The sequence below is a fragment of the Roseburia lenta genome (assembly GCF_014287435.1).
In the GTDB taxonomy this organism is placed as follows: Bacteria; Bacillota; Clostridia; order Lachnospirales; family Lachnospiraceae; genus Pararoseburia; species Pararoseburia lenta.
The window spans coordinates 37,248-62,205 of the sequence record NZ_JACOPG010000002.1 but is presented as its reverse complement, the minus strand read 5'-3'; the positions used below and the strand labels follow the sequence as shown (position 1 = coordinate 62,205).

Here is a 24,958-nt window from a genome sequence, read left to right as displayed (position 1 = left end):
AAAAATCCAGCAAAATGTGGTAAGTTAAAGCGAACCTATGTTATGAATGAAAAACCACGGTACACATCAACTAATCAAAACGAAAGTATATTTCATAGATACAGGGAAGGAGAACATACATATGATGATGAACAAACGGCTCATCGCCATGGTGGGCGAGAGCAAAAAATACATAGCCGGCAATGTCATCTTTCAGTGGCTTGGCATGCTTGCCAACATCCTGATGATGTATAGCATTACCGGATTTTTAGGAACTTTACTGCCGGACAGCGGCAGGGGAGGCGACTTTTATCAGAACATCAAAAGACTGGTCTTGGTTGTTGTATTCTGTATCCTGGCACGTTTCCTTTGCACCCTTCTTTCCAACCGCATGAGTTTTCTTTCGGCAAAGACCGTAAAAAAGACCCTGCGACAAAAGATCTATGAGAAACTCCTGGCACTGGGTTCTTCCTATCAAAAATACGTTGCCAGTTCCGAAGTCGTACAGATCGCCGTGGAGGGAGTAGACCAGTTGGAGACTTACTTTGGTGCCTACCTGCCGCAGTTCTTTTATGCCATGTTGGCACCCCTGACTTTGTTTATTGTCCTTTGCTTTGTCAATGTGCCGGCAGCGATCGTACTTTTGGTCTGCGTGCCTATGATCCCGATGGCGATCGTCTTTGTCCAGAAGTGGGCAAAGAAACTTTTGTCAAAATACTGGGGACAATATACGGCTTTGGGCGACACCTTTTTGGAAGACCTGCAAGGGCTTACGACCTTGAAAATCTATCAGGCAGATGGCTATAAGAGTGAAAAGATGGACGAGGAAGCCGAAAAGTTCCGAAAGATCACCATGAAGGTCCTGACCATGCAGTTAAATTCCATTACCATTATGGATATTGTTGCTTATGGCGGTGCGGCACTTGGCATGATCGTTGCCATCCTTCAGTATCGCGCAGGTCATATCGATCTTACCGGCACACTTTTTATCATCCTGCTTTCGGCTGACTTCTTTATTCCTATGCGCCAACTGGGAAGTTTTTTCCATGTTGCCATGAATGGTATGGCAGCCAGTGACAAGATCTTTGCCCTTTTGGATGTCAAAAAGGAAGAGACAGGGGAGATCGCAGAAGAGGTACCACAAACAAACGATCTTTGTATGCAGGACCTGTCTTTTTCCTATGATGAGAGCCGTCAGATCTTAGTCCATATCAACCTGTCAGTAAAATCCGGGCAGTTTGTTGCCCTGGTCGGAGCCAGCGGCTGCGGCAAATCAACGATCGCATCCTTATTTATGGGAAGAAATACGGCTGACCAGGGGCAGATCACCTTGGGAGGACTGCCATTGGCAGCCATTCCGGAAGATGTGCGTATGCAGAAGATCACCTATGTCAGCCACGATGCCTATCTCTTTAAGGGAAGCGTGCGCGATAATCTTTTGATGGCAAAGGAAGACGCCACGGAAGGGGAAATGTGGAAGGTCTTAGAGCAGACCAAACTGGCAGACTTTTTACGGCAAGAGGAGGGGCTGGATACCAAATTACTGGAAAAGGCATCCAACTTGTCCGGCGGACAGCGGCAGCGCATGGCATTGGCGCGTGCTCTCTTGCATGACAGCCCGATCTATATTTTTGATGAGGCAACCTCCAATATTGATGTCGAGAGTGAAAATGATATCATGGAGCAGATCATTGCTTTGGCTAAGACAAAGACCGTGCTTCTGATCTCCCACCGTTTGGCAAATGTGGTCGGAGCAGATCAGATCTATGTATTGGAAAAAGGTCAGATCGTTGAAGTGGGGCAGCATGAAAGCCTTTTGCAAGAGCAAAAAACTTACGCGTCACTCTGGCAGGCACAGCAGGAATTGGAAAATTACGGAAAGTCTGAGAAAGGAGGAGCACAGGCATGAAAAAGAGATCAAATTTAGAGATCATGGCAAAACTGATCGGCATGGTACGTCCGCTTCTGGGCTATATGCTCCTTGCCATTACATTAGGTCTGATCGGACATTTATTGGCATCCTTTATCACTATTTTTGCCGGTTATGCGGCATTGAAGGTTTGGGGATTTCCAATCGCCCACTCCATTGCTTTCTTCTTTGTCTGCATGGTGGTCTTTGCCATCGCCAGAGGATTTGCCCGCTATACGGAGCAGTCCTGCAACCATTACATTGCATTCAAACTCTTAGCACTGATCCGCGCAAAAGCATTTGCAGCCCTGCGCAGGCTTTGCCCGGCAAAACTTGAGGGCAGGGACAAGGGAGATCTGATATCCGTCATTACTTCAGATATTGAACTTTTGGAAGTTTTTTACGCACACACGATCTCGCCGATCGCGATCGCTACGATCTACTCGGTCATCCTGAGTCTTTTCATCGGACATATCCACTGGGGTCTGGGACTGCTGGCATTGGCGGCATATGTGACCGTGGGCGTCATCGTACCGGTCATTGCTTCCAAAACGAGTGGCGATCTGGGATTGGAGTTCCGCAATCAGTCAGGTAGTCTGAGTGCATTTGTGCTGGATTCTTTGCGCGGTCTGCCGGAGACCATGCAGTATGGCAATGGAAAAAAACGTATGCAGCAGATGAATGAGCGCACCGATCGGATGAATGACTGTCAGGAAAAAATGAAGCGTGTGACTGGGCTTAATATGGCGGTGACCAATACGGCAATCCTGGTCTTTGACTTCCTTATGCTGCTTAGCGCATCTTATTTATATAAAGAAGGGATCATTGCCTTTGACGGGATCGTGATCGCGACTCTGGCACTTATGTCCTCCTTTGGACCGGTGGTGGCACTGGCAAATCTGGGAACGACCTTACAGAATACCTTTGCCTCAGGCAACCGTGTCTTAGACATTTTAGAGGAAGAACCACAGGTCGCTGAGATCACAGGTGCAGACCAGACAACTTACGGACAGGTGACGATCGAGGATGTGACCTTTGCATATGAAAAGGAGACGATCTTAGATGGAGTGTCTTTGGATGTGCCAAAGCAGGGCATTCTTGGTATTGTCGGAAAGAGCGGCAGCGGTAAATCAACCCTCTTAAAACTTTTGATGCGTTTCTGGGATGTTGATTCAGGAAAACTTGCAATCGCAGACCGGGAGATCGGAAAGATCAATACGGAAGATCTGCGCCGGATGCAGGGCTATATGATCCAGGAGACCCATCTTTTCTGTGACTCTATCGCAGAAAATATCCGCATTGCAAAACTGGATGCGACCAGAGAGGAGATCGAGGAAGCCTGCAAAAAAGCCTCCATTCATGACTTTATCCTGTCCTTACCGCAGGGCTATGACACACCGGTGGGCGAGTTGGGTGATACCTTATCCGGCGGAGAGCGTCAGCGTATCGGGCTGGCGCGTGCCTTTTTACACGACGCGCCGATGATGCTTCTGGATGAGCCGACCAGCAATCTGGATTCCTTGAATGAAAGTGTCATTTTGCGTTCTTTGCGCGAGGAGCGAGGAGATAAACTGATCCTTTTGGTCTCACACAGGGATTCTGCCATGCGCATTGCCGATCAGGTCTATCAAATGAAGGAAGGACGCGTCAGTTAGGAGAAGATGATGGAAGAAAATTTGACCAGTCAGGAACTTATAGAAAAAAGAGAACGGGAAAAAACTATGGTTTCGGATATGATCCGTGTCTACTGCAAGGGAAATCATGCGGCTTATGATAAGAAAAACAAGTGTCTCTGCAAAGAGTGTCAGGCACTGGATGATTATGCGAGAATGCGCAGTGACAAGTGTCCTTTTATGGAGACAAAGACTTTTTGTTCCAACTGCAAGGTGCATTGCTACAAGCCCGAGATGCGCCAGCGCATCAAAGAAGTGATGCGCTATAGCGGACCGCGGATGCTCTTTGTGCATCCCGTCGCCTGCATCCGCCATCTCGTAGAGACGCGGCGGGAGAAAAAGCGACTGGAAACTACATAGAGATCCAGCCAAAAGCATTGGCAATGGATGAAATGAGGATGATGATGGCAAAGATCGGACAGAGATACTTGATCATAAACTGGAAGATCTTTTTACGACGGAATGGTTTTCCTCCGTCTGTCACTTCATCCTCTATTTTTTGTGTGCCGACCACCCGGGAGACGAGCAGACAGGTCGCAAGGGCAGCCAGCGGCATCATGACTGAGTTTGTCAGGAAGTCAAAGAAATCCAAAAACTGCATGCCGATCAGGGTTACATTTGCCAGTGGACCATAGCCCAGAGAGGAAAGAGTGCCGAGCGCGATCATGATGATACCGACGATAACGGTCGCCTTTTTCCTTCTCCAGCCAAGTTCGTCCTCAAAGGTGGAAACCGCACTTTCCGTCAGTGCGATGGAACTTGTCATAGCGGCAAAGAGTACCAGCACAAAGAAAAGGATGCCGACGCCCGTGCCAAGCCCCATGCTGTCAAAGACTTTCGGGATCGTGATGAACATGAGGGACGGACCTGCCTGTAAGGTGTCCGGATCTCCGCCAGAAAAAGCAAAGACCGCCGGAATGATCATCAGACCAGCCATAATGGCGATCGCTGTGTCAAAGATCTCTACATTCTTGGTAGAGTCCTCGATGGAGACATCCTTTTTCATGTAAGAACCAAAGGTCACTAAGATGCCCATGGCGATCGACAGGGAATAAAACATCTGTCCCATGGCGGCAACGACGGTCATCCAGGAGAAGTTTTCCGGGTTTGGCACCAGAAAATATTTGACACCGGCAAGGGCACCTGGTCTGGTTACAGAATAGATGGTAATAATGACGGACAGTACGACCAGGATGGGCATCATGATCTTGGATACGCGTTCAATGCCGTTTCGTACGCCCGCAAAGATGATGCCAAGCGTCAGCAGGGCAAAGACCAGAAAACAGAGTTCTGTGGATGCCCCGTCAGAGATAAAGGTGCTGAAATAGCCGTCCTGAGCGAGTGCAGAGCCCTTTCCAGAGAGATAGCCAATGAGATATTTGAGTACCCAGCCGCCAATGACGGAGTAGTAAGGTACGATCAGGATGGGTATGATGGCGTTGAGCCAGCCGCCGACAGACAGCCATTTGGATCTGCCGAAGGAATGGTAGGCTCCGACCGGACTTTTCTTGGTCATACGACCGAGTGATGTCTCTGCCATGATCATGGTATAACCAAAGGTCAGGGCAAGGATGATATAGATCAATAGAAAAATACCGCCGCCGTATTTGGCAGCAAGGTATGGAAAACGCCAGATATTTCCAAGCCCGACAGAAGCACCGGCTGCAGACAGGACAAAGCCGATCTTACCGGAAAAGGAACTGCGCTTTTTGTTTGGATCATGCATGATAAAATTTCCCCCTCAAGATTATTTCCTATTAAATGCATTTGGGCATACATAATGGAGGAAGTTTAGCATAAATACTGAAAATTTGCAATGCCGTATAGAAAATAAAGGTTGTCTTGCAAGATGAGGAGTATTACAATATGGATGTGTGACGAGGTTCGAGAGCAGACAGATGGGCGTCGCCTTTCGTATAGGAAAAATAGCATATGACGGGATATATTTCCCCAGGGGATGAAGATGGAGAAACAAGAGACAGCCAAGACGATAGCAGGACATGATGTGAAACGGGTACATGAGAAAATTTCAGATTATCTTGTCAGAAGTGAGTATGACTATATTTGTGTCATCAACACCCAGACAGGGATGCTTTATGTAGATACAGATGAATTGCATGCAGATTGGGACTGGACAGGCGAGGAGCATGACTATTATGATGCGCGCGCCCTTTTGGTAGAGACTTTTTTGGATGATAACGACGGTAAGGACTTTATGCACTGCTCGGAGATCCCATACATCGTAAAGCAGTTGGAAGAACAAAAAGTTTACAGTTTTATGTTCCATTTTAGTACACCGGAACACAACCGCCACAAGAAACAATGGAAGTTTTCTTATCTGGATCAGGAAGATGGTTTGATCCTTACGACCTTAAAGGATGTGACAAAACTCCTAGAACAGGATCATCTGACCGGAGAGTTGAACCGATATGGCTTTATCCGAAAGGCAAGAGCTGTTCTGCGGGATCCTGCCGTAGACCATGATCTTGCCATTATGTATATCAACCTCAAGGGCTTCAAGGCAATCAATGAGTTGTTCGGTACGGAGGGCGGAGATCTGGCACTGCGTGAGGTCGTGCGTGTCATTCACAGATCTAACCTGCATCCTTATGCTGTGGGACGTATCGAGGCAGATCATTTTGTCTGTCTGGTGGATCCAGCCAATATCAATTATGAACACTTAAAGCAATTCTTACATCAGACCCTGGTATTTGATCAGAGATCCTTAGATGTTTACGGTGTCTGCGGTATCTATATGATACCTGCGGAGGAGCGTTTGGACAGTGTCAGCAATATGTGTGATCGCGCCCGCATGGCAAAGGATTATATCGAGGATGAATATGTAAAGCCATATGCTATTTTTGATCAAAAGATGGGCAGTTCTTATATGGAGAGAAACGATGCACTGCGGGATATCAGCAATGCTCTGGAAAAGCATGAGTTTCAGGTTTATTACCAGCCGGTCTATGATGCCTTTTCCGGTGAGATAGCATCCGCCGAAGCGCTGGTGCGCTGGAAAAAGGCAGATGGAGAAATGGTATCGCCGGGCATCTTTGTACCTGCCTTAGAGGACAGCGGACGTATCTCCCAGATGGATCTTTTCGTGGAACGCAGTGTGCTTTCCTTTATGGAGGAACGCTACAAAAAGGGACAGTTTATTGTTCCGGTTTCCATGAATATGTCCCAGATGGATTTCTTTGATAAAGATATGATGGCATCGGTTCTTCTGGATGTTTCCAATACCGACCTGCCGATGGATTATACACGTTTTGAGGTGACGGAGACGGCATACTCGACCGTTGCCAGCAACAACCGCAATGTGCTTTTGGATATGAAGCGGATCGGCGTCAAGTTCTATTTGGATGACTTTGGCAGTGGCTACTCGTCCTTTAGTACCATCCGTGATTATGATTTTGATGTTGTCAAATTAGATATGGGATTTGTGCAAAAGATCGGTACGACGACAAAGGCAAATGCTGTCATTCAAGCCATTATCGACATGGCACATGCCATCGGTTCCAAAGTCGTAGCCGAAGGGGCAGAGACCAAGGAACAGGTGGATGCTTTGCGGGAGATGGGATGCGATTATATTCAGGGCTTCTATTTCTCCAAGCCTTTGCCGCAGGAGGAATTTGAGGCGCTCTTAAATGCCCAGTACAGAGAGGACTAGCCGTGATACTGGGAAGGGGATACCCCATATTCTTTTTGAAAAAGATTTGAGAAATAAGATTGCGAACAAAAATGCAGTGCTTCTGCTACCTGGGTCACATTCATGTGCTCGGTAGTCAGGAGCACTTTTGCTGCCGCTAGTTTTTCTTTTTGGACATACTGGTTGACCGTGATGCCCAGTTCTTCCTTGAATTTGTGGGACAGATAATAGTCGCTGTAACCGGTAAAGTGTGACAGGTCTTTGATCGTGATCTTGTCGCGGATATGCAGGTTGATGTAGTCAATGCAGGCGCGGATGGGCGCAGAGATATCCTCGTTTTGCTTGGCATCGTGCACACGGGTGATGTAGTCGGCAAAGATGGTGTCGTTGATATAGCGGATATCATTTACATTTGCACAGTTGTCGATGGCGAGGGTGTAGGTATCCATCAAAGAATAGGAGATGGAGGCAGACAGGCCGCCCCGGATGGCTGCGCGGCTGCAGAGGGTCAAAAGGGAGATGGATCCGTACTTGCAGCGTTGCAGATCATTTTCCAACTGGATCTTGATGCCGTTGGAGAACTTTCCACCTTCCTTGATCAGGTCTAAAAGTCCCATATTTCCCTGCTCGACTGCAGCGACCAGTTGCTGCTCAAAACCGGAAACCCCGGCATGGTCGCGGGACAGATCTTCGTTTAATTTATAAGAAGTCTGCTGTAAGTGGCGGATGGAGGCATCGTTGCCCTTATAATCTTCTAAGGCTTGCATAAATGCCTTGGTGGCTATGTTGGTCTCCGGGACGGCAGCCGTCTTTTTGGTATGGTAAAAGTTCTTGCGCCGGATGGCAGGAAAATCCAGACATTCATCGCAGATGGCATTGTGGAGCATGAGCAGGTATTGCTCAAAGATATTAATGGGGATGATGGGATAGTCCTTGAACTGCTCGTACATATATTTACGGGCGGACACGGAAAGATCATGGATCTCCAGATCATCCAGCAGGCGTTTTAGAGACCGGTCATTGGCAAAGGTCGGTCCCAGTAAAAGGACACGGTCGGTTCTTTTATCCTCTTTGGAAAATACACAGCCTATGATAATGCCCAGATCGTCTGAAAATTCATAGGGAGGGCAGACATCTTCTTTGGCATATGCGATCAGAAAGTCTTTCATACCATTTAAAGAAATGAGCCGGTCCATAAACTCTGCCTGTCCATCATGATTCGAAAGCAGTTCCATGGCAGGGGAATACTCCCAGAACTGCAGGGGATAGCATGTGGATAAGATTTTTATGGTCATCTCACAGGTCTCTTTAGAAAACATACTGACATACTCCTTATTTGCTTTGTTTGTATCCAGTATAACGCAAAAATATTAAATTTCTATAAAAATCACGAAAAAAATAATATAAACATGAATTTATGTACGATGCTTTGATCCTACTCGTGCTACTGTATAGTTAAATGAAGGGGACGAAGTATTCGTTTCAACAATAGAGGAGGACTTTTTATGAGTAAAGAGGTAAGTGTTACAGGCACGAAATACCGCAGCGCCAAGTTATGGGAGATGATCATGGCTCCGGCGTGTGCTGGTAACAACATTTGTATGTACATGTGTATGGTTTATGCTTCTTATGCCGGCAGTGAAGGCTACGGTATCGCAAACAGGTGCAGGCAGACAATCAGGCCAAACGTGATGCAGCAGCAGAACAGTTACATCAGGCAGAAGCATAAAGTGTAATTGGTCTTACATAAAAATGACGAGGGAGGTCGGCAAAGATGCTGACCTCTATTTTTTTATCTGCGCTTGTGTTATACTCGGGCTTGAACGTTTGAAGAAGTATCTCGGACAAGAGAATGTACTATAAACAAGAGGAGAGAAAAAGTCATGGAAGAGACAAACATGCAGATCATCGGACATGTGCAAACGGATTTCCCGACCAAGTTTGGGTTGCCCAGACAGAGCGGTCTGATAGAGGAACTGGTCGGGCGCATCGAATTGAAGCCGGAATTTCGTCGTGCTGAAGCCTTCCGCGGCATTGAGGAATTTTCCCATCTTTGGATCCTATGGCAGTTTTCTCTCAGTCAAAAAGAGCATTGGTCGGCGACGGTAAAACCGCCACGCCTGGGAGGAAAAAAGCGTATGGGAGTTTTTGCCACGCGCTCACCCTTTCGCCCCAATCCCATTGGACTGTCCTGTGTCAGGTTATTAGACGTCGACTATGCTTGTGCCAAGGCACCGGTACTTTATGTGGCAGGGGTAGATATGGTGGATGGCACGCCCATTTATGATATCAAGCCTTATCTGCCTTATGCGGATGCAAGGGCAGATGCCAAAGGGGGATTTGCCGATGCGGTCTTTTCCCATGCACTAAAGGTGGACTTTCCACAGGAATTGCTGGACAAACTTCCAAAAGAAAAGCAAAAGGCGGCGATCGCCTTTTTAAAGCAGGATCCCAGACCGCCTTATCACAATCGTGCCGATCAGGTCTATAAGATCGCCTTTGACCGCTGGGACATCCACTTTACCGTGGAGGGGGACAGAGCCAGTGTTTGCGCTGTGCATTGCATCCGGGGCGCAGAAAGGTGAAAAAGGAGAAAGAATATAAGATGACACAGTCGAATACAGACAATCGCATAAAATTTGGCTTGGATAAGGCAGTCCTTGGTATACTGCTGACCCTGGCATGGCCTACGATCTTAGAAAATCTCTTGGAGACCATCTTACAATATGTAGATACTGCCATGGTGGGACATCTGGGCGCACAGGCAACGGCAACGGTATCTCTGACCGCTACCTATACCTGGCTGATCCAGAGCGTGATCGGTGCCCTTGGCGTGGGCTTCCTTTCCTATATTGCAAGGGCAGTGGGAGAAAAAGATCAAAGTAAGATCCGCAAGGCATCCAGACTCGCCATGATCGTGGCACTGCTTGCCGGGGGCATCCTTATGGCGATCACCCTTTGGATGGCACCCCATGTGCCGGTCTGGATGGGGGCAGAAAAGGCGATTCATGCAGATGCCACACGCTATTTTATCTATATCAATCTGCCTATGATCTTTCGTGCGGCGACCATTATATTTGCTTCTGCCATCCGGGCAACGGGCGATACCAAGACACCTATGATCGTCAATGTCTGGGTCAATGTTATCAATATCGGGCTCAACTATGTCTTTATCTATCTTTGGGGACAGGGGGCTGTGGGAGCCGGCATGGCGACCATGGTATCTTATACGATCGGGGGCCTTTTGATGACGGTTGTATTCCTACGCAATCCGAGTCTGGATGTGCTGGGAAAGGGGGGCTCCCCGGCGCAGGGGAAAGAAGGTAAGCCGCTTGTAACAGAAAAAGCGCAAGACATTTTGCCGGTTACGACCCGACAGGTTCTGACAGCTGTCCTTGCCATTAGCCTTCCGGTTGTCCTAACACGCCTGGCATCCTGCCTGGGACATGTGGTCTTTACCAGTTTTGTCTCCTCTATGGATACGATCACCTATGCGGCACATGCCATTGCCATTACGGCGGAGGAGATCTTTTATATTCCGGGCTATGGCATGATGGCGGCGACTTCTACCTTGATCGGCCACGCCATCGGTGAGAAGAATAAAAAGAAAGAAAAGGATGTTAAGATCGTGTCGATCGCTCTGATCTTTGGACTCATGTGCATCACAGGTATCCTGCTCTTTGTCGGCGCCCATGCCATGATGTCTATTTTTACAAAAGATCCGCAGGTGATCGCTATCGGGACGCGTCTGCTTCGGATGGTGGCCTTTACGGAACCGGTCTTTGGCACATCGGCAGTCATGGAAGGTATTTATAATGGTATGGGACGCACCCGCTATCCTCTGGTGGTGGAACTGATCAGTATGTGGGGTGTGCGTGTGGTCGGCACATATCTCTGCGTGCGCGTCTTTGGACTGGGGATCACGGCTGTCTGGATCATGATGATCTGTAACAACATCTTAAAAGCCATCCTGCTTGCCTTAGGCTTGCTTTCCATGGGGCGAAAAAATGCACAAAAGTAGGCTAAGGGGTTTATTTTGCAAAATTTCCTCCGATATAGAAGATAAGAAACGTTGAAAAGGATTTCGACATTGCATTATTGATCAAGGAGGACAAGATTATGAGTATGAATCCGGTAGGAACTACTAAGACCGATAGCGTTTACAACCGCTACGGAAAGACTTCTTCTGCCAAGACTTCCAAAGAGGCTGAAAAAACAAGTGCCACTGAGGAAAAAGAGGCGGTTTATGAGAAGGGAACAACAGAAAAGAAAGCAACTTATTCCATCAACAAGATGAGTTCATCCGATCGTGCAGCCCTGGTGCAGCAGTTGAAGCAGGATCAGGAGAACAGGCAGCAGAGTTTGATCTCACTGGTACAGGATATGATGAACGGACAGGCAAAGTCCTACAGTCAGGCAACCGGTGATGATTCTATCTGGAAATTCTTAGCCAGCGGCAACTTTACTGTGGATGCAGCAACCAAGGCACAGGCGCAGGCAGATATCGCAGATGACGGATACTGGGGTGTTTCCCAGACCTCACAGCGTTTGTTTGATTTTGCAAGTGCACTTGCAGGAGATGATGTAGAAAAGATGCAGAAGATGCAGGAAGCCATGCAAAAAGGTTTCAAGCAGGCGACAGCAGCATGGGGCAAATCGCTTCCAAGCATCAGCCAGCAGACTATGGATGCAGCCAACAAATTGTTTGATGATTATTACAAATCCAAAGGCGTAGAAGCCTAAAGAAAGGCATAAGAAAAGGACGGATGGGCTCCGTCCTTTTTTGATGGGAAAATATTATAGTGCTATGTGTGCAGCAAACTTCTTTTGCAGTTTTTTATGCACATGGAAGAAGGCCGGGATGAGGAATACATCCGCCATGATCCAGGCAAAGGGACTGGCAAAGCAGGCACCCAGAAAGCCAATCGCCGGTACCAGGGTAAAGGCAACAATGCTTCGCGCCAGCATTTCCATAACGCCTGCAAGAATGGCAAAGATGGAAAAGCCCATGCCCTGAATGAGAAAACGTACGATGTTGACCAGAGCCAGCGGAAAATAAAAGCAGGACTGGATCAGCAGGAAAGTCCGTGCATCTGCGATGATGGCTGTCTCATTTGCGGACAGGAACAAAAGCAGGAGATATTTTCCAGCAAAGAGCAGGACAAAAAAGGCGATGATCGCATAGCAAAGACCAAGGATGGTCGCAGATTTTAAGCCTTCTTTGACACGCCCCAGTTCCATGGCACCGACATTTTGTCCGCCGTAAGTTGCCATGGTAGAACCCAAGGCATCAAACGGACATACGATGAACATGGAGATACGGTTGGCTGCGGTGATGGAGGCAACGGCATTGGACCCTAAGTTGTTGACGGCAGCCTGCAAGATGACAGAGCCGATCGCTGTGATAGAATACTGTAAGCCCATAGGTACGCCCATATGACAGAGAGTAGCAACACAGTGTCCGTTCCAGGCCCATTCGCCCGGCTGCATTTTTAAGATCGGGAACTTTGCCTTCATATAGATGAGGCAGGAGATCCCGGAGATAAACTGGGAGATCACGGTTGCATAACCGGCGCCTTCGACACCCATGCCGATCTGTGTGATAAAGATCAGATCCAGTACGATGTTGATCCCGGATGCCAGCAAAAGGAAATAGACCGGAGTCTTGGAGTCACCGAGAGACCGCATGATACCGGAAGTGATATTATATAGGTAAGTAACCGGAATACCCACAAAAATGATAAAGATATAGGAGTATGCCTGATCTATGATATTGGACGGTGTCTGCATGAGTTCCAGGATCTGCCGGCAAAAGACGGAGACGATCAGAGTCATGACAGCAGAAAAAATGAGGCAGAGCCAGACACTGTTGGCAACGTATTTGCGCAGGCTTTCATAATCACCGGCACCAAAACGCTGGGCAACCGGGATGGCAAAGCCACTGCACACGCCCATGCAGAAACCGATGATGAGAAAGTTGATGGCTCCGGTGGAACCGACGGCGGCGAGGGCATCCACACCCAGAAACTTTCCAACGATGATGGTATCTACCAGACTGTAGAACTGTTGAAAGAGCATACCCACCAAAAGAGGCAGGGAGAAACCAAGGATCAGTGACATAGGTTTTCCTGTCGTTAATCTTTTTGTTGTATCTTTTGCCATAATTGCATTCCTTTCCTTATATATCAAAATTCGCTTTAGATATAATAGCACGAAAAAATTTTTTAACAATACTTTCCTAATAAACTTTCTTATTGTATAATGTATTTATCTTCATACACAGGGCAGTTGAGGGGAAAACTGTACACTTGTATAGTAAACGAGGGGGATAAGACGATGGATTATAATGACGTCATTCGTAACAAAAACAGAATATTAGCGATCACACTCTTGATCTGTATTGTGCTTCGCTGTATCGTAAATACATTTTTTACCGGGATCGTACAGGTCATCCCGATGGGGATCGGAGGACTGATCTTTACAGCGCTCCTGTTACTCTTGAACAAAAAGGTACATCCGGTGGTCATGATGTATGCCATGGTGGTACTCATGTCGGCGATCAGTATCATTCTGATGATAGCCTTTCCTTGCACGACCAATTATCTGATGTTTTTCTTGTCGATCTTTTTTGTTGTGATCTATGAGGACATCCGACCGATCATCATGCAGTCGGCGATCAGTGCGGCTGCTATGGTATATTTCTATTTCCGCTATACACAGGAATTGCGAGATTCCTGGTCGACGGATGCCATGGCAATGTGCGTTGTTTATATTGTCAGTGGCATGCTGGTATATATTTCTCTTTGCCGCCTGACCAAAGAACAGTTCCACCAACTGCGCAAGACCCACAAGGCAAGCGAAAAGGAGCGTAAAAAGGCAGAACAACTCTTAGCAGAGATCGGTAAGTCTGTTGGTGTCTTAGATACGACCAGTGGCAAGTTAAATGACAATATTACTATGACCGGCACGATCTCTGATCAGATCGCAGAGGCTACCGAGGACATTGCGCGCAGGACAGTGGCAGAGGTCGGAGATATTGAGCAGATCAAGGGCATGGTACAAAACGGGGTTTCCCAGATCAAGGATATCGCGGACAGCAGTACCCGCATGGCAGGGGCTTCCAACGAGACCAACACCCAGGTACAGACAGGCGGTCAGTTGGTCGGAGACCTGTCTTCCCAGATGCAGGATCTCAACAAGCGCATGGAAACGGTTGCTTCCTCCATCCAGTCTTTATCCGAGGAAAATGCCAAGATTATCGAGATCTTAGCGACACTGGATCAGATCACATCCCAGACCAATCTTCTGTCTTTGAATGCTTCCATCGAGGCTGCCAGAGCCGGAGAGCATGGCAAGGGCTTTGCTGTTGTTGCAACGGAGATCCGTCAGTTATCTGATGACTCCGCCAAGTTCACAGAGCAGATCCATGGCATCTTAAACGGTGTCGAGGAGCAGACCGCACAGGTACAAAAGGAGATCTTAACAGGACAGAAGTCTGTGGAGACCTGTACGCAGAATGCCAATGATGTCAACTACTCATTCCAGGAGATCGCCGAGAATACTTCCCAGGTATTGCACCGTGCCAATGTGATCGAGAAGCAGGCACAGGAACTGGAAAGCCTGATGAACACGACTTTGGAGAATGTCAACAATATCAACGACAATATCGAGTCAACATCCGCAGCCATGGAGGAGATCTCCGCAAGTATCAACAATCTCCACAGTAACATCGGCAATGTGGTAGACGGTTATCATGACATCAATGAGATCACCGAGGCTTTGGTACAGGCATCCGAGCCGGAAGCAGAGGAGGAAGATGACGATTTGCCAAAGAAGAAATTGAAAAAAGTCAAGATTGATTTATCTTAAAATCGTATAGACAGGATAGAAAAAGATACATACTAAGAGGTAGAAAAGAGATAGGAGATACCACTTAGTATGTATTTTTTATTGGAAAAAAAGGATGGCTGCGGTTATATCCATCCTTATACATGGGAGGAGGAAAAAGAGGATCTGATCGATCCTGAGGCCATTCACTCCTGTCTGGTAGAAAAGAAAGGTCACGACCTCGTGGTACAGATGCAGGTGCCCTTGCAGGAGGAGAAAAAAGTAGAGGGGAAAAAGCAGACTGTGCCGCTGTTGGGACAGGGGCATGCCTTTTCCAAGTTTGCCTTTGTCGTATGGGAGGACGGGATCTGTTTTGCGGATTTTGACGGCTATCTACAGGGGATCATGGACCGTCTGCGTAAGGAAAATGGGAAAAAGACACCGGAAGCCATGCTCTACCGGCTGTTTCAGATCCTTGTTGAAAATGATATTCATGTGCTGGATGTCATATACAAACAACTGGCAACTTTGGAAGAAGAGATCCCCAAGGATAATGCCCGCTTTTTTCTGCAAAAAATGTATACTATGAAACACAGCATTTATCAGTTGTTCCGTTACTATCAGCAACTGACGGAACTGGCGGATGATCTGATGGAGTGGGAGGGCGGCTTTTTAGATCCGGGAGAAATGGAGTGCTTTTCACGCTTCATCACAAGGACAAAACGGCTGGCAGATGATATGGAGATCATGCGGGAGTATGCTATGGAGATCTGGGAGATCTACCAGTCGCAGATCTCTATCCGACAGAATGATATTATGAAGATCCTGACAATTGTAACAACTATTTTTTTGCCGCTCAGCCTTTTGGCAGGCTGGTATGGCATGAATTTTGAATATATGCCGGAACTGCACTGGCGTTATGGTTATGTGGGGGTTCTGGTGGCAGCAGTCCTGATCGTGATCTTTTCTATGATCCTCTTTCGTAGAAAACGCTATTGGTAGATTGACTTTGAGGGGCTGACGGTGTTATATTATACAATATATATGTATATTTATAAATTTTAGGCGAAAGCGAAGACGGAAGAAAGGAAGAAAATTATGAAGTTAAAAAGAGGTTTAGCAGCCGTTCTGGTGGCTGCCCTTGCGGTAGGTATGATGACAGGCTGTGGAAGCAAGAGCAGTGACAAGCAGGCTGCAAGTGATAAAAAGGAAACTTTGGTCATGGCGACCAATGCGACTTTCCCACCATATGAATATGTGGACGGACAGGATTATGCAGGAATAGACGTGGAAGTGGCACAGGCGATCGCAGATGAACTTGGCATGGAATTACAGATCCAGGACGTAGAGTTCGGTTCTATCATTTCCGGTGTGCAGAGCGGTAAGTTTGATATCGGTATGGCTGGTATCACTGTTACAGAGGACAGAAAAAAGAGCGTTAATTTCACCAACACTTATGCGACAGCAAAGCAGGTCATCATTGTAAAAGATGGCAGTGCCATCCAGACAGTAGACGATCTGTCTTCCAATACCAAGATCGGTGTGCAGCAGGATACCACAGGTGATATCTACACTACAGATGATTACGGCGAAGATGCGGTGACCCGATACAACAAGGGCGCAGATGCGGTACAGGCACTGCTGACCGGCAAGGTTGACTGCGTTGTCATCGACAGCGAGCCGGCAAAGGAATTTGTTGCGGCAAATGACGGACTCAAGATCTTAGACACAGAGTACGTGGAAGAAGAATATGCTATCTGTGTAGCAAAGGACAATGATGAACTTTTGAATCAGATCAACGATGTACTTGACAAGTTGAAGAGTAATGGTAAAATTGACGAGATCGTAAATAAATATATTTCAGCAGAATAAAAGCCAGAGCAAAAAGGGTCAGACCCAGGTGTCTGACCCTTTTTCAGGCTATGGGTATAGTAGAAAGGAAGAAGACAAATGAGTAATGGATGGAATACTTTTGTGACAGATTTCCGGTTTGTCTTTATACAGGACGACAGATGGAAATCCCTGTTTCAAGGTTTAGGGAATACGCTTGTGATCACATTTTTTGCGGTTATGATCGGTATTGTCTTAGGGGCGATCGTTGCAACCGTGCGCACGACTTATGACAAGAACAACGGAGATATGAAAAAGAGAAATCCGGTCGGATTTTACATATTGAGCATTGCTAATGTCATCTGTAAGTTATATCTGACAGTGATCCGTGGAACGCCGGTGGTTGTGCAGCTTATGATCGCATACTTTATCATATTTGCCACTTCCAACAATTCTACGGCTGTGGCTGTCTTTGCTTTCGGTATCAATTCCGGTGCTTACGTGGCAGAGATCATCCGTGGAGGTATCATGTCGATCGACGAGGGACAGTTCGAGGCAGGACGTTCCCTTGGCTTTAATTACGGACAGACCATGATCTATATCATCATCCCGCAGGTATTCAAGGTGGTACTTCCTACCTTATGTAATGAGTTTATCGTACTTTTGAAAGAGACTTCGGTTGCAGGTTATGTGGGTATCATGGACCTGACCAAGGCGGGCGACATCATCCGCGGCAGAACTTTCTCCGCATTTTTGCCATTGCTGGGCGTGGCAGCGATCTATCTTGTTATGGTCGTTATTTTGACTGCCTTAGTGGGATGTCTGGAAAGGAGTTTGCGTAAGAATGAGCGATAAGAATGTATTGATCCAGGTCACAGACTTAAAAAAACATTATAACAAAGGGGAGATCAAGGCACTCGACGGTGTATCTTTAGAGATTGACCAGGGCGAGGTTGTTGTCATCATAGGTCCAAGCGGAAGCGGAAAATCTACCTTGCTTAGATCCTTAAACCTTTTGGAGGAACCAACCAGCGGACAGATCCTTGTGGATGGCGTGGATATCACCGATCCAAAGGTAGACATCAATGTGCACAGACAGAAGATGGGCATGGTCTTCCAGCATTTTAATCTTTTCCCCAATATGACGGTGCTTCGCAATATGACCATCGCACCGATGAAACTTTTGCACAAGTCAAAGGGTGAGATTGAGGCAAAGGCGATGGAACTGCTTCGTATGGTAGGCTTAGAAGATCGTGCCGATGCCTATCCGAGCCAGTTGTCCGGCGGACAGAAACAGCGTATTGCTATCGTGCGTGCTCTTTGCATGGAACCGGAGATCCTTTTGTTTGACGAGCCGACTTCTGCCTTAGACCCGGAAATGGTCGGAGAAGTCTTGGATGTTATGAAAAATCTGGCAAAGGAAGGCATGACCATGGCGGTCGTTACCCATGAGATGGGATTTGCCAGAGAAGTGGCAAGCCGCGTAGTCTTTATGGATGCGGGAACCATTGTGGAGCAGAATACACCGCAGGAGATCTTTGAACATCCGCAGAGTGAACGTTTACAGAACTTCCTGGCAAAGGTTCTCTAAAAATAAAAAAAGTATAAACGAATTCGAAAATTATCGTAAAAGGCACCCGGGTAGTATTGCTTTTGCCATTTAGGTCAAATATAATGGATGAGGTAATACCTACGCGAGTGGAGGATAAAATGAACGAAAACAACAATGGTTCACAGCAGGGTGGACCGAATAACAATAATAACAACAAAAAACGACAGCCGATCATGCTCTTTGTGCTCTTTGCACTGATCGCCATGTTTATCACCAGCCTTCTATATAGCAGTGCAGGCTCCAGTACGACAGAGGCGATCACCTATTCCAAGTTCCTGGATCTGGTAGAGAAGGATCAGGTCAAGTCGGTTGTCTTTGACGGCGATCAGATCAACATCAAACTGGTAGATGGTGCCAAGGTGGGATCAGACTCTCAGACCGCGTCCATCCAGGCACAGTTATATAAGGAGAGTACAGGGCAGGATCTGACGATCACCTATTACACCGCTTATATCTCTGATGCAGACCTCCTTCCTTTATTAAAGGAACATGATGTGGAGATCGACGGAGAGATCTCAGACTCTACGGCAGTGATCATTTACAATGTTCTGAGTTTTGTTATCCCGATCGTACTCTTATGGATACTCATGTCCTTCCTTATGAAGCGCATGGGCGGCGGAGCCATGGGTGTTGGCAAGTCCAATGCCAAGGTCTATGTGGAGAAGTCTACCGGTGTGACCTTCAAGGATGTTGCCGGACAGGATGAGGCAAAGGAATCCTTGCAGGAAGTAGTAGATTTCCTGCACAATCCTCAGAAATATACCTCGATCGGTGCCAAATTGCCAAAGGGCGCACTTTTGGTCGGACCTCCCGGAACCGGTAAGACTTTGCTTGCTAAGGCAGTAGCCGGAGAAGCGGGCGTGCCGTTCTTCTCTCTGGCAGGATCCGATTTCGTGGAAATGTTCGTCGGTGTCGGTGCTTCCCGCGTCCGTGATCTTTTTAAAGAGGCACAGAAGGCTGCACCGTGTATCATCTTTATCGATGAGATCGATGCCATCGGTAAGAGCCGTGATTCCCGCTATGGCGGTGGCAATGACGAGCGTGAGCAGACTCTGAATCAGTTATTAGCAGAAATGGATGGATTTGATACTTCTAAGGGACTTTTGATCTTAGCGGCTACCAACCGTCCGGAAGTTCTGGATAAGGCATTGCTTCGTCCGGGACGTTTTGACCGACGCATCATCGTAGACCGTCCGGATCAAAAAGGACGTCTGGAGACCTTAAAGGTACATGCCAAGGATGTGGCTATGGATGAGACGGTAGATCTGGATGCATTGGCACTGGCATCTGCCGGACTGGTAGGATCCGATCTTGCCAATATCATCAATGAGGCTGCCATCATCGCCGTAAAGCATGACCGTAAGTTTGTCAACCAGAGCGACTTGTTTGAGGCATTTGAATTAGTTGCTGTCGGCGGTAAAGAGAAAAAAGACCGCGTCATGAGTGACAAGGAGCGCAAGATCGTTTCTTATCATGAAGTAGGGCATGCGCTTGTTTCCGCTTTGCAGAAGAACACCGAGCCGGTACAAAAGATCACGATCGTACCGCGTACCATGGGTGCTTTGGGCTATACCTTACAGACTCCGGAGGAGGAGAAGTTCTTAGAGACCAAGGATGAACTGCTTGCCAAGATCACCACCTTTATGGGTGGGCGTGCCGCAGAACAACTCGTATTTGAGTCTCCGACCAGTGGTGCTTCCAACGATATTGAGAATGCGACCAGCATTGCCAGAAACATGGTGACACGTTTTGGTATGTCTGATAAGTTTGGCATGATGGGATTGGCAACGGTGGAGAACCAGTATCTGGAAGGCAGAGCCTCCATGACTTGTGGCGAGCGTACCGCGGCAGAGGTGGATCAGGAAGTCCTTCGTATCGTGACCGAGTGTTACGACAAGGCGACCGGTCTTTTGGAAGAAAACCGCGAGATCTTAGATAAGATCTCAGACTATCTCTACGAGCATGAGACCATCACCGGTAAGGAATTTATGAAGATCTTCCGTGACCTGAAGGGACTGGATGACCCGGAGGAAAAGAAAGAGGATACTTCTGCTGAGACAGTAGAAGAGATCGACGACAAAGATTTATTTGTGGAAGAGTAAAGAATATGGATTTTTCGATTGAAGAAGAATTAGCAAAACTCCCGGATTCTCCGGGAGTTTATATTATGCATGATGCCAAAGAAGCCATCATCTATATTGGCAAGGCAAAGTCTCTGCGCCATCGCGTGCACCAGTATTTCCAGCCCAGCCATGATGAGGGTATCAAGAAACAGCGCATGGTGCAGCAGATAGCCTATTTTGAATATATTGTGACGGATTCGGAATTGGAGGCACTGGTCTTAGAATGCAATCTGATCAAGGAGCATCGCCCAAAGTATAATACTATGCTTCGTGACGATAAGACATATCCGTATATCAAAGTGACGCTGGGAGAAGCTTACCCCAGAGTCCTTTTTTCGCGTCAACTGAAAAAGGACAAGGCAAAATATTTCGGACCTTTTACCAGCGCGGCGGCTGTCAAGGATACCATTGATCTGGTGCAGAAGATCTACCATTTGCGCACCTGCAACCAAAAGTTCCCGGATAATTTCGGTAAGCGCAGACCTTGTCTGAATTACCATATGAAGCAGTGCCCGGGTGTCTGTACCGGCAAGGTTTCGGAGGAGGAATATCAAAAAAGCGTCCAGGGAGCCATTGACTTTTTGAACGGCTCCTATGGCGAGGTTGAGAAGATGCTGACCGAGAAGATGCAAAAAGCGGCAGCAGATATGGAATTTGAAAAGGCGGCAGAATACCGTGATCTGCTGGGGAGTGTCCGTGCCTGCGTGCAGAAGCAGAAGATTACCAATGCAAGTGAGATGGATGACAAGGACATCGTTGCACTGGCAAAGCAGGGGGAGGATGCCGTCGTACAGGTATTCTTTGTGCGGTCGGGAAAACTGATCGGACGCGAGCATTTCTTTATGAATGTGCGCATGGATGAAGCAGACGGGGAAGTTGTAACACGTTTCATCCAACAATTTTATGCCGGTACGCCGATCATTCCACGCGAGATCTTTTTACAGGAAGAGATCGAGGATGCCCGGGTGATCGAGCAATGGCTGACGGAGAAAAAAGGACAGCGTGTCTACTTGCGTGTACCGCAAAAGGGCATGAAGAATAAGATGGTGGAACTGGCAGAAAAGAATGCTGCCATGGTCTTAGCCCAGGATCGGGAGCGGATCAAGAAAGAGGAAGGTCGTACCATCGGTGCCTTAAAAGAGATCGCGGGACTGCTTGGCATGGAGCATCTAAACCGCATGGAAGCCTACGATATTTCCAATATCAACGGCTTTCAGACGGTTGGCTCCATGGTGGTTTTTGAAAAGGGAAAACCTCTGCGCAGTGATTATCGAAAGTTCAAACTCAAGACTATCACGGGACCGGATGACTATGGCTCCATGCGGGAAGTTCTGACCAGACGTTTTTCTCACGGTCTACAGGAACGGGAAGAACTGCGTGCCAAGGGAGCGGACGAATCGCTGGGCAGTTTTACGCGTTTCCCAGATGTTATTATGATGGATGGCGGACGCGGCCAGGTCAATATCTGTGAGGAGGTCTTGGCAGACCTGCATCTGTCCATACCGGTCTGCGGTATGGTAAAGGATGACCACCACAGGACCAGAGGTTTATATTTCCATAATGAGCTTATCCCAATCGACCGGACATCGGAGGGCTTTCATCTGATCACGCGATTGCAGGACGAAGCCCATCGTTTTGCTATCGAGTATCACCGGTCTTTGCGCAGCAAGTCACAGGTGCACAGTTTCCTGGATGATGTGGAGGGCATCGGACCGGCAAGGCGCAAGGCTCTGATGAAACGCTATGCCAGTGCGGATGAGATGCGAAATGCCAGTATTGAGGAACTTGCCGATACCCCATCCATGGATATGCGTGCAGCAGAAAAACTCTACCGGTATTTTCACGGAAGTGAGGCTGACCCTACTGTACAAAAATGAAAAAGTTGGTTACAATAACAGGAGTGGTTATATTGTGATTTGACGATAAAGGAGAAGGACTATGGAACCAATACAGGCAAAACTTTCCATCGTTGCAGACAAACTGCATTTAAAGAATTTTACAGAAGACCTCAATCTGGAGGAACATTTCGTATGCGTTGCGGATGTCAACCGTCCGGCATTACAGTTGAATGGATTTTATGAGCACTTCGAGGCAGACCGGATCCAGATGATCGGTATGGTAGAGCATGCATATATGAATAATAAGACCGCAGAGGAACGTGCGGAGATCTACCGCAAACTGCTTTCCTACGACATACCGTGTGTGATCTTTTGCCGTGGTTTCGTACCGGAGCAGTCTTTGATGGATATTGCACATGAGCGCAAGATCCCGATCCTGGGAACCGAGCGCGGGACATCCGAGTTCATGTCCGAGTTGATCTTTGAACTCAATGTACTTTTGGCACCGTGCACGACCATTCATGGTGTATTGGTCGATGTCTATGGTGAAGGACTTCTGATCACAGGAGAAAGCGGTATCGGAAAGAGCGAGGCTGCTCTGGAGTTGATCCGCAGAGGACATCGTCTGGTGGCAGATGACGTGGTCGAGATCCGAAAGACTAACGCCCACACTCTTCTGGGACGTGCCCCGAAGATCACCAAGCATCTGATCGAACTGCGTGGTATCGGCATCATCGATGTTAAGAGTCTTTTTGGTGTTGAGAGTATCAAGGAGAGCCAGAAGATCGATTTTGTCATCAAATTGGAAGATTGGAAAAAGGAAAACGATTATGACCGCCTGGGTCTTGAGGATGAGCATATGAACATCTTGGGTATTGATGTGGTATGTCATTCCCTGCCGATCCGTCCGGGACGTAATCTTGCCGTGATCTGTGAGACGGCAGCCGTCAACCATCGTCAAAAGAAGATGGGCTACAATGCCGCACAAGAACTCTACCGTCGTGTCCAGGACAATATCAGTCAGGGACAGGAGTAGTTTTTCGTTAGGCATGAAGCCTTAGATTTTGCATATATTATAAAAGATAGGAGTGTTTTATTTTGGAAAGAGCAAATGCATGGAAAAAGTATCAGGAAGAGGACAAGCGTCAGGCTGTCTATGATTTTGCAGACGGCTATCGCCAGTTCTTGTCAGAACACAAGACTGAAAGAGAGTGCGCAGCATTCTTTGAGGCAGAAGCAAAGCAGGCAGGCTTTGAAAATCTGGATGAGATCATCGCTTCCGGCAAGACCTTAAAGGCAGGAGATAAGGTCTATGCCATCAACAAGAAAAAGATGGTGGCTGCTTTTGTGATCGGCAAGCGTCCGCTTTCCGATGGTATGCGTATTTTAGGAGCACATATTGATTCTCCGCGTCTGGATCTCAAGCAGAATCCATTATACGAAGATACCGATATGGCACTTTTAGATACCCATTATTACGGTGGCGTCAAGAAATATCAGTGGGTGACCCTGCCACTGGCTTTACATGGTGTGATCGTCAAAAAAGACGGCAGTGTCATCAATGTATGCATCGGTGAAAAGGACGAAGATCCGGTATTCGGAGTCAGCGATCTTTTGATCCATCTCTCTGCAGAGCAGATGGAGAAAAAGGCATCCAAGGTGATCGAGGGAGAAGACCTCAATGTGCTGGTGGGAAGTATCCCGGTAGAGAGCAAAGAAGAAAAAGAATGTGTCAAGGCAAATGTCCTTCGTATTTTAACAGAGCAGTACGACATTGAGGAAGAAGATTTCTTATCCGCTGAGATTGAAGTGGTTCCGGCAGGAAAGGCTAGAGACTACGGCTTTGATCGTTCTATGATCATGGGCTATGGTCATGACGACAGAGTCTGCGCTTACCCATCTTTTAAGGCGATCGCAGAGGTGATGGACGTAGAGTACACCAGCGTCTGTCTTTTGGTAGACAAGGAAGAGATCGGATCTGTCGGTGCAACCGGTATGGAATCACGCTTTTTTGAAAATACGGTTGCAGAGGTCATGGCACTGACCGGTCAGACTTCTGAGTTGTTGCTGCGCCGTGCACTGCGCAATTCCAAGGTATTATCTTCCGATGTCAGCGCAGCCTACGATCCAAACTATCCGTCTGTTATGGAAAAGAAAAATGCGGCTTACTTCGGCAGAGGTCTTGTCTTTAATAAGTATACAGGTTCACGCGGCAAGTCCGGTTCCAACGATGCAAGCGCAGAATATATGGCTGAAATGCGCAAAGTCATGGATGACGCAGATGTGTCCTTCCAGACCGCAGAACTCGGTAAGGTAGATGCAGGTGGCGGCGGAACAATCGCTTACATTCTGGGCAATCTGGATATGCAGGTCATCGACAGTGGTGTGGCAGTGCTCAACATGCATGCACCATGGGAGATCATCAGCAAGGTGGATCTCTACGAAGCATACAAGGGATATGTAGCATTTTTACACAACTAATATCTGACGGTTTATTATTTGACCATGGAGGAAAATA

Annotated in this window: 20 protein-coding genes; 17 read left to right on the top strand and 3 right to left on the bottom strand. The window is 47.4% G+C overall.

The window, feature by feature from the left end:
- Positions 1-121 precede the first annotated feature (121 nt).
- The 3 genes from H8R94_RS04215 to H8R94_RS04205 are packed head-to-tail and all read left to right on the top strand — an operon-like array spanning position 122 to position 3,921.
- Positions 122-1,888, top strand: coding sequence for an ABC transporter ATP-binding protein/permease (locus tag H8R94_RS04215; protein WP_186853979.1), 1,767 nt, complete (start codon positions 122-124; stop codon positions 1,886-1,888).
- Positions 1,885-3,543, top strand: coding sequence for a thiol reductant ABC exporter subunit CydC (gene cydC, locus H8R94_RS04210; RefSeq protein ID WP_186853978.1), 1,659 nt, complete (start codon positions 1,885-1,887; stop codon positions 3,541-3,543). The genes H8R94_RS04215 and cydC overlap by 4 nt, the downstream gene beginning before the upstream one ends.
- 9 nt (positions 3,544-3,552) lie before the next feature.
- A complete protein-coding gene (locus tag H8R94_RS04205; RefSeq protein WP_118280089.1) occupies positions 3,553-3,921 on the top strand; it encodes a nitrous oxide-stimulated promoter family protein in 369 nt (122 codons plus the stop codon).
- Here the strand turns inward: H8R94_RS04205 and H8R94_RS04200 are convergent.
- Positions 3,914-5,287 carry a sodium-dependent transporter gene (locus H8R94_RS04200; protein ID WP_118535781.1) on the bottom strand — a complete coding sequence of 458 codons (1,374 nt, stop codon included), beginning with the start codon at positions 5,285-5,287 and terminating at the stop codon, positions 3,914-3,916. The two genes, H8R94_RS04205 and H8R94_RS04200, sit on opposite strands and share 8 nt — an antisense overlap.
- A 237-nt stretch (positions 5,288-5,524) precedes the next feature.
- On the opposite strand from H8R94_RS04200, the gene H8R94_RS04195 reads away from it, so the two are divergent.
- The gene (locus tag H8R94_RS04195) at positions 5,525-7,231 is read left to right on the top strand and encodes an EAL domain-containing protein (protein WP_186853977.1); all 1,707 of its coding nucleotides are present in this window, start codon (positions 5,525-5,527) and stop codon (positions 7,229-7,231) included.
- On the opposite strand, the gene H8R94_RS04190 is transcribed toward H8R94_RS04195, so the two are convergent.
- Positions 7,228-8,529 carry a helix-turn-helix transcriptional regulator gene (locus H8R94_RS04190; protein ID WP_178010901.1) on the bottom strand — a complete coding sequence of 434 codons (1,302 nt, stop codon included), beginning with the start codon at positions 8,527-8,529 and terminating at the stop codon, positions 7,228-7,230. The genes H8R94_RS04195 and H8R94_RS04190 overlap by 4 nt on opposite strands.
- Positions 8,530-8,715: 186 nt before the next feature.
- On the opposite strand from H8R94_RS04190, the gene H8R94_RS04185 reads away from it, so the two are divergent.
- The 4 genes from H8R94_RS04185 (at position 8,716) to H8R94_RS04170 (ending at position 11,953) form a co-directional block, all read left to right on the top strand.
- Entirely contained in the window at positions 8,716-8,946 is a 231-nt protein-coding gene (locus H8R94_RS04185; RefSeq protein WP_186853976.1) for a hypothetical protein, read from the top strand.
- Between the two features lie 147 nt (positions 8,947-9,093).
- Positions 9,094-9,795, top strand: a complete 702-nt coding sequence (gene tsaA / locus H8R94_RS04180) for a tRNA (N6-threonylcarbamoyladenosine(37)-N6)-methyltransferase TrmO (RefSeq protein WP_243238455.1) — start codon at positions 9,094-9,096, stop codon at positions 9,793-9,795.
- 20 nt (positions 9,796-9,815) lie between these two features.
- Positions 9,816-11,231 carry an MATE family efflux transporter gene (locus H8R94_RS04175; RefSeq protein ID WP_186853975.1) on the top strand — a complete coding sequence of 472 codons (1,416 nt, stop codon included), beginning with the start codon at positions 9,816-9,818 and terminating at the stop codon, positions 11,229-11,231.
- 98 nt (positions 11,232-11,329) lie between these two features.
- Complete coding sequence (locus H8R94_RS04170) at positions 11,330-11,953, top strand: hypothetical protein (protein WP_118280072.1); 624 nt, start codon at positions 11,330-11,332, stop codon at positions 11,951-11,953.
- 54 nt (positions 11,954-12,007) lie between these two features.
- On the opposite strand, the gene H8R94_RS04165 is transcribed toward H8R94_RS04170, so the two are convergent.
- A complete protein-coding gene (locus H8R94_RS04165) occupies positions 12,008-13,372 on the bottom strand; it encodes an MATE family efflux transporter (protein ID WP_186853974.1) in 1,365 nt (454 codons plus the stop codon).
- A 174-nt stretch (positions 13,373-13,546) separates the two neighbouring features.
- Between H8R94_RS04165 and H8R94_RS04160 the strand changes: the two genes are divergently transcribed.
- The 9 genes from H8R94_RS04160 (at position 13,547) to H8R94_RS04120 (ending at position 24,921) form a co-directional block, all read left to right on the top strand.
- On the top strand, positions 13,547-15,079 hold the full coding sequence (locus H8R94_RS04160; protein WP_186853973.1) for a methyl-accepting chemotaxis protein: 1,533 nt from the start codon (positions 13,547-13,549) through the stop codon (positions 15,077-15,079).
- 69 nt (positions 15,080-15,148) lie between these two features.
- Complete coding sequence (locus H8R94_RS04155; RefSeq protein WP_178010889.1) at positions 15,149-16,039, top strand: magnesium transporter CorA family protein; 891 nt, start codon at positions 15,149-15,151, stop codon at positions 16,037-16,039.
- A 96-nt stretch (positions 16,040-16,135) separates the two neighbouring features.
- Positions 16,136-16,909 (top strand): transporter substrate-binding domain-containing protein, encoded by a 774-nt coding sequence (locus H8R94_RS04150; RefSeq protein ID WP_186853972.1) that lies wholly within the window; start codon positions 16,136-16,138, stop codon positions 16,907-16,909.
- A gap of 78 nt (positions 16,910-16,987) precedes the next feature.
- Entirely contained in the window at positions 16,988-17,722 is a 735-nt protein-coding gene (locus H8R94_RS04145; protein ID WP_118280058.1) for an amino acid ABC transporter permease, read from the top strand.
- Complete coding sequence (locus tag H8R94_RS04140; RefSeq protein ID WP_118280055.1) at positions 17,712-18,458, top strand: amino acid ABC transporter ATP-binding protein; 747 nt, start codon at positions 17,712-17,714, stop codon at positions 18,456-18,458. The genes H8R94_RS04145 and H8R94_RS04140 overlap by 11 nt, the downstream gene beginning before the upstream one ends.
- Positions 18,459-18,577: 119 nt before the next feature.
- On the top strand, positions 18,578-20,581 hold the full coding sequence (gene ftsH, locus H8R94_RS04135) for an ATP-dependent zinc metalloprotease FtsH (RefSeq protein ID WP_178010887.1): 2,004 nt from the start codon (positions 18,578-18,580) through the stop codon (positions 20,579-20,581).
- Positions 20,582-20,586: 5 nt separating this feature from the next.
- On the top strand, positions 20,587-22,479 hold the full coding sequence (gene uvrC / locus H8R94_RS04130; RefSeq protein WP_118280049.1) for an excinuclease ABC subunit UvrC: 1,893 nt from the start codon (positions 20,587-20,589) through the stop codon (positions 22,477-22,479).
- A 61-nt stretch (positions 22,480-22,540) separates the two neighbouring features.
- On the top strand, positions 22,541-23,476 hold the full coding sequence (hprK, locus tag H8R94_RS04125) for an HPr(Ser) kinase/phosphatase (protein WP_118280047.1): 936 nt from the start codon (positions 22,541-22,543) through the stop codon (positions 23,474-23,476).
- A 62-nt stretch (positions 23,477-23,538) separates the two neighbouring features.
- A complete protein-coding gene (locus tag H8R94_RS04120) occupies positions 23,539-24,921 on the top strand; it encodes an aminopeptidase (RefSeq protein ID WP_186853971.1) in 1,383 nt (460 codons plus the stop codon).
- Positions 24,922-24,958 lie beyond the last annotated feature (37 nt).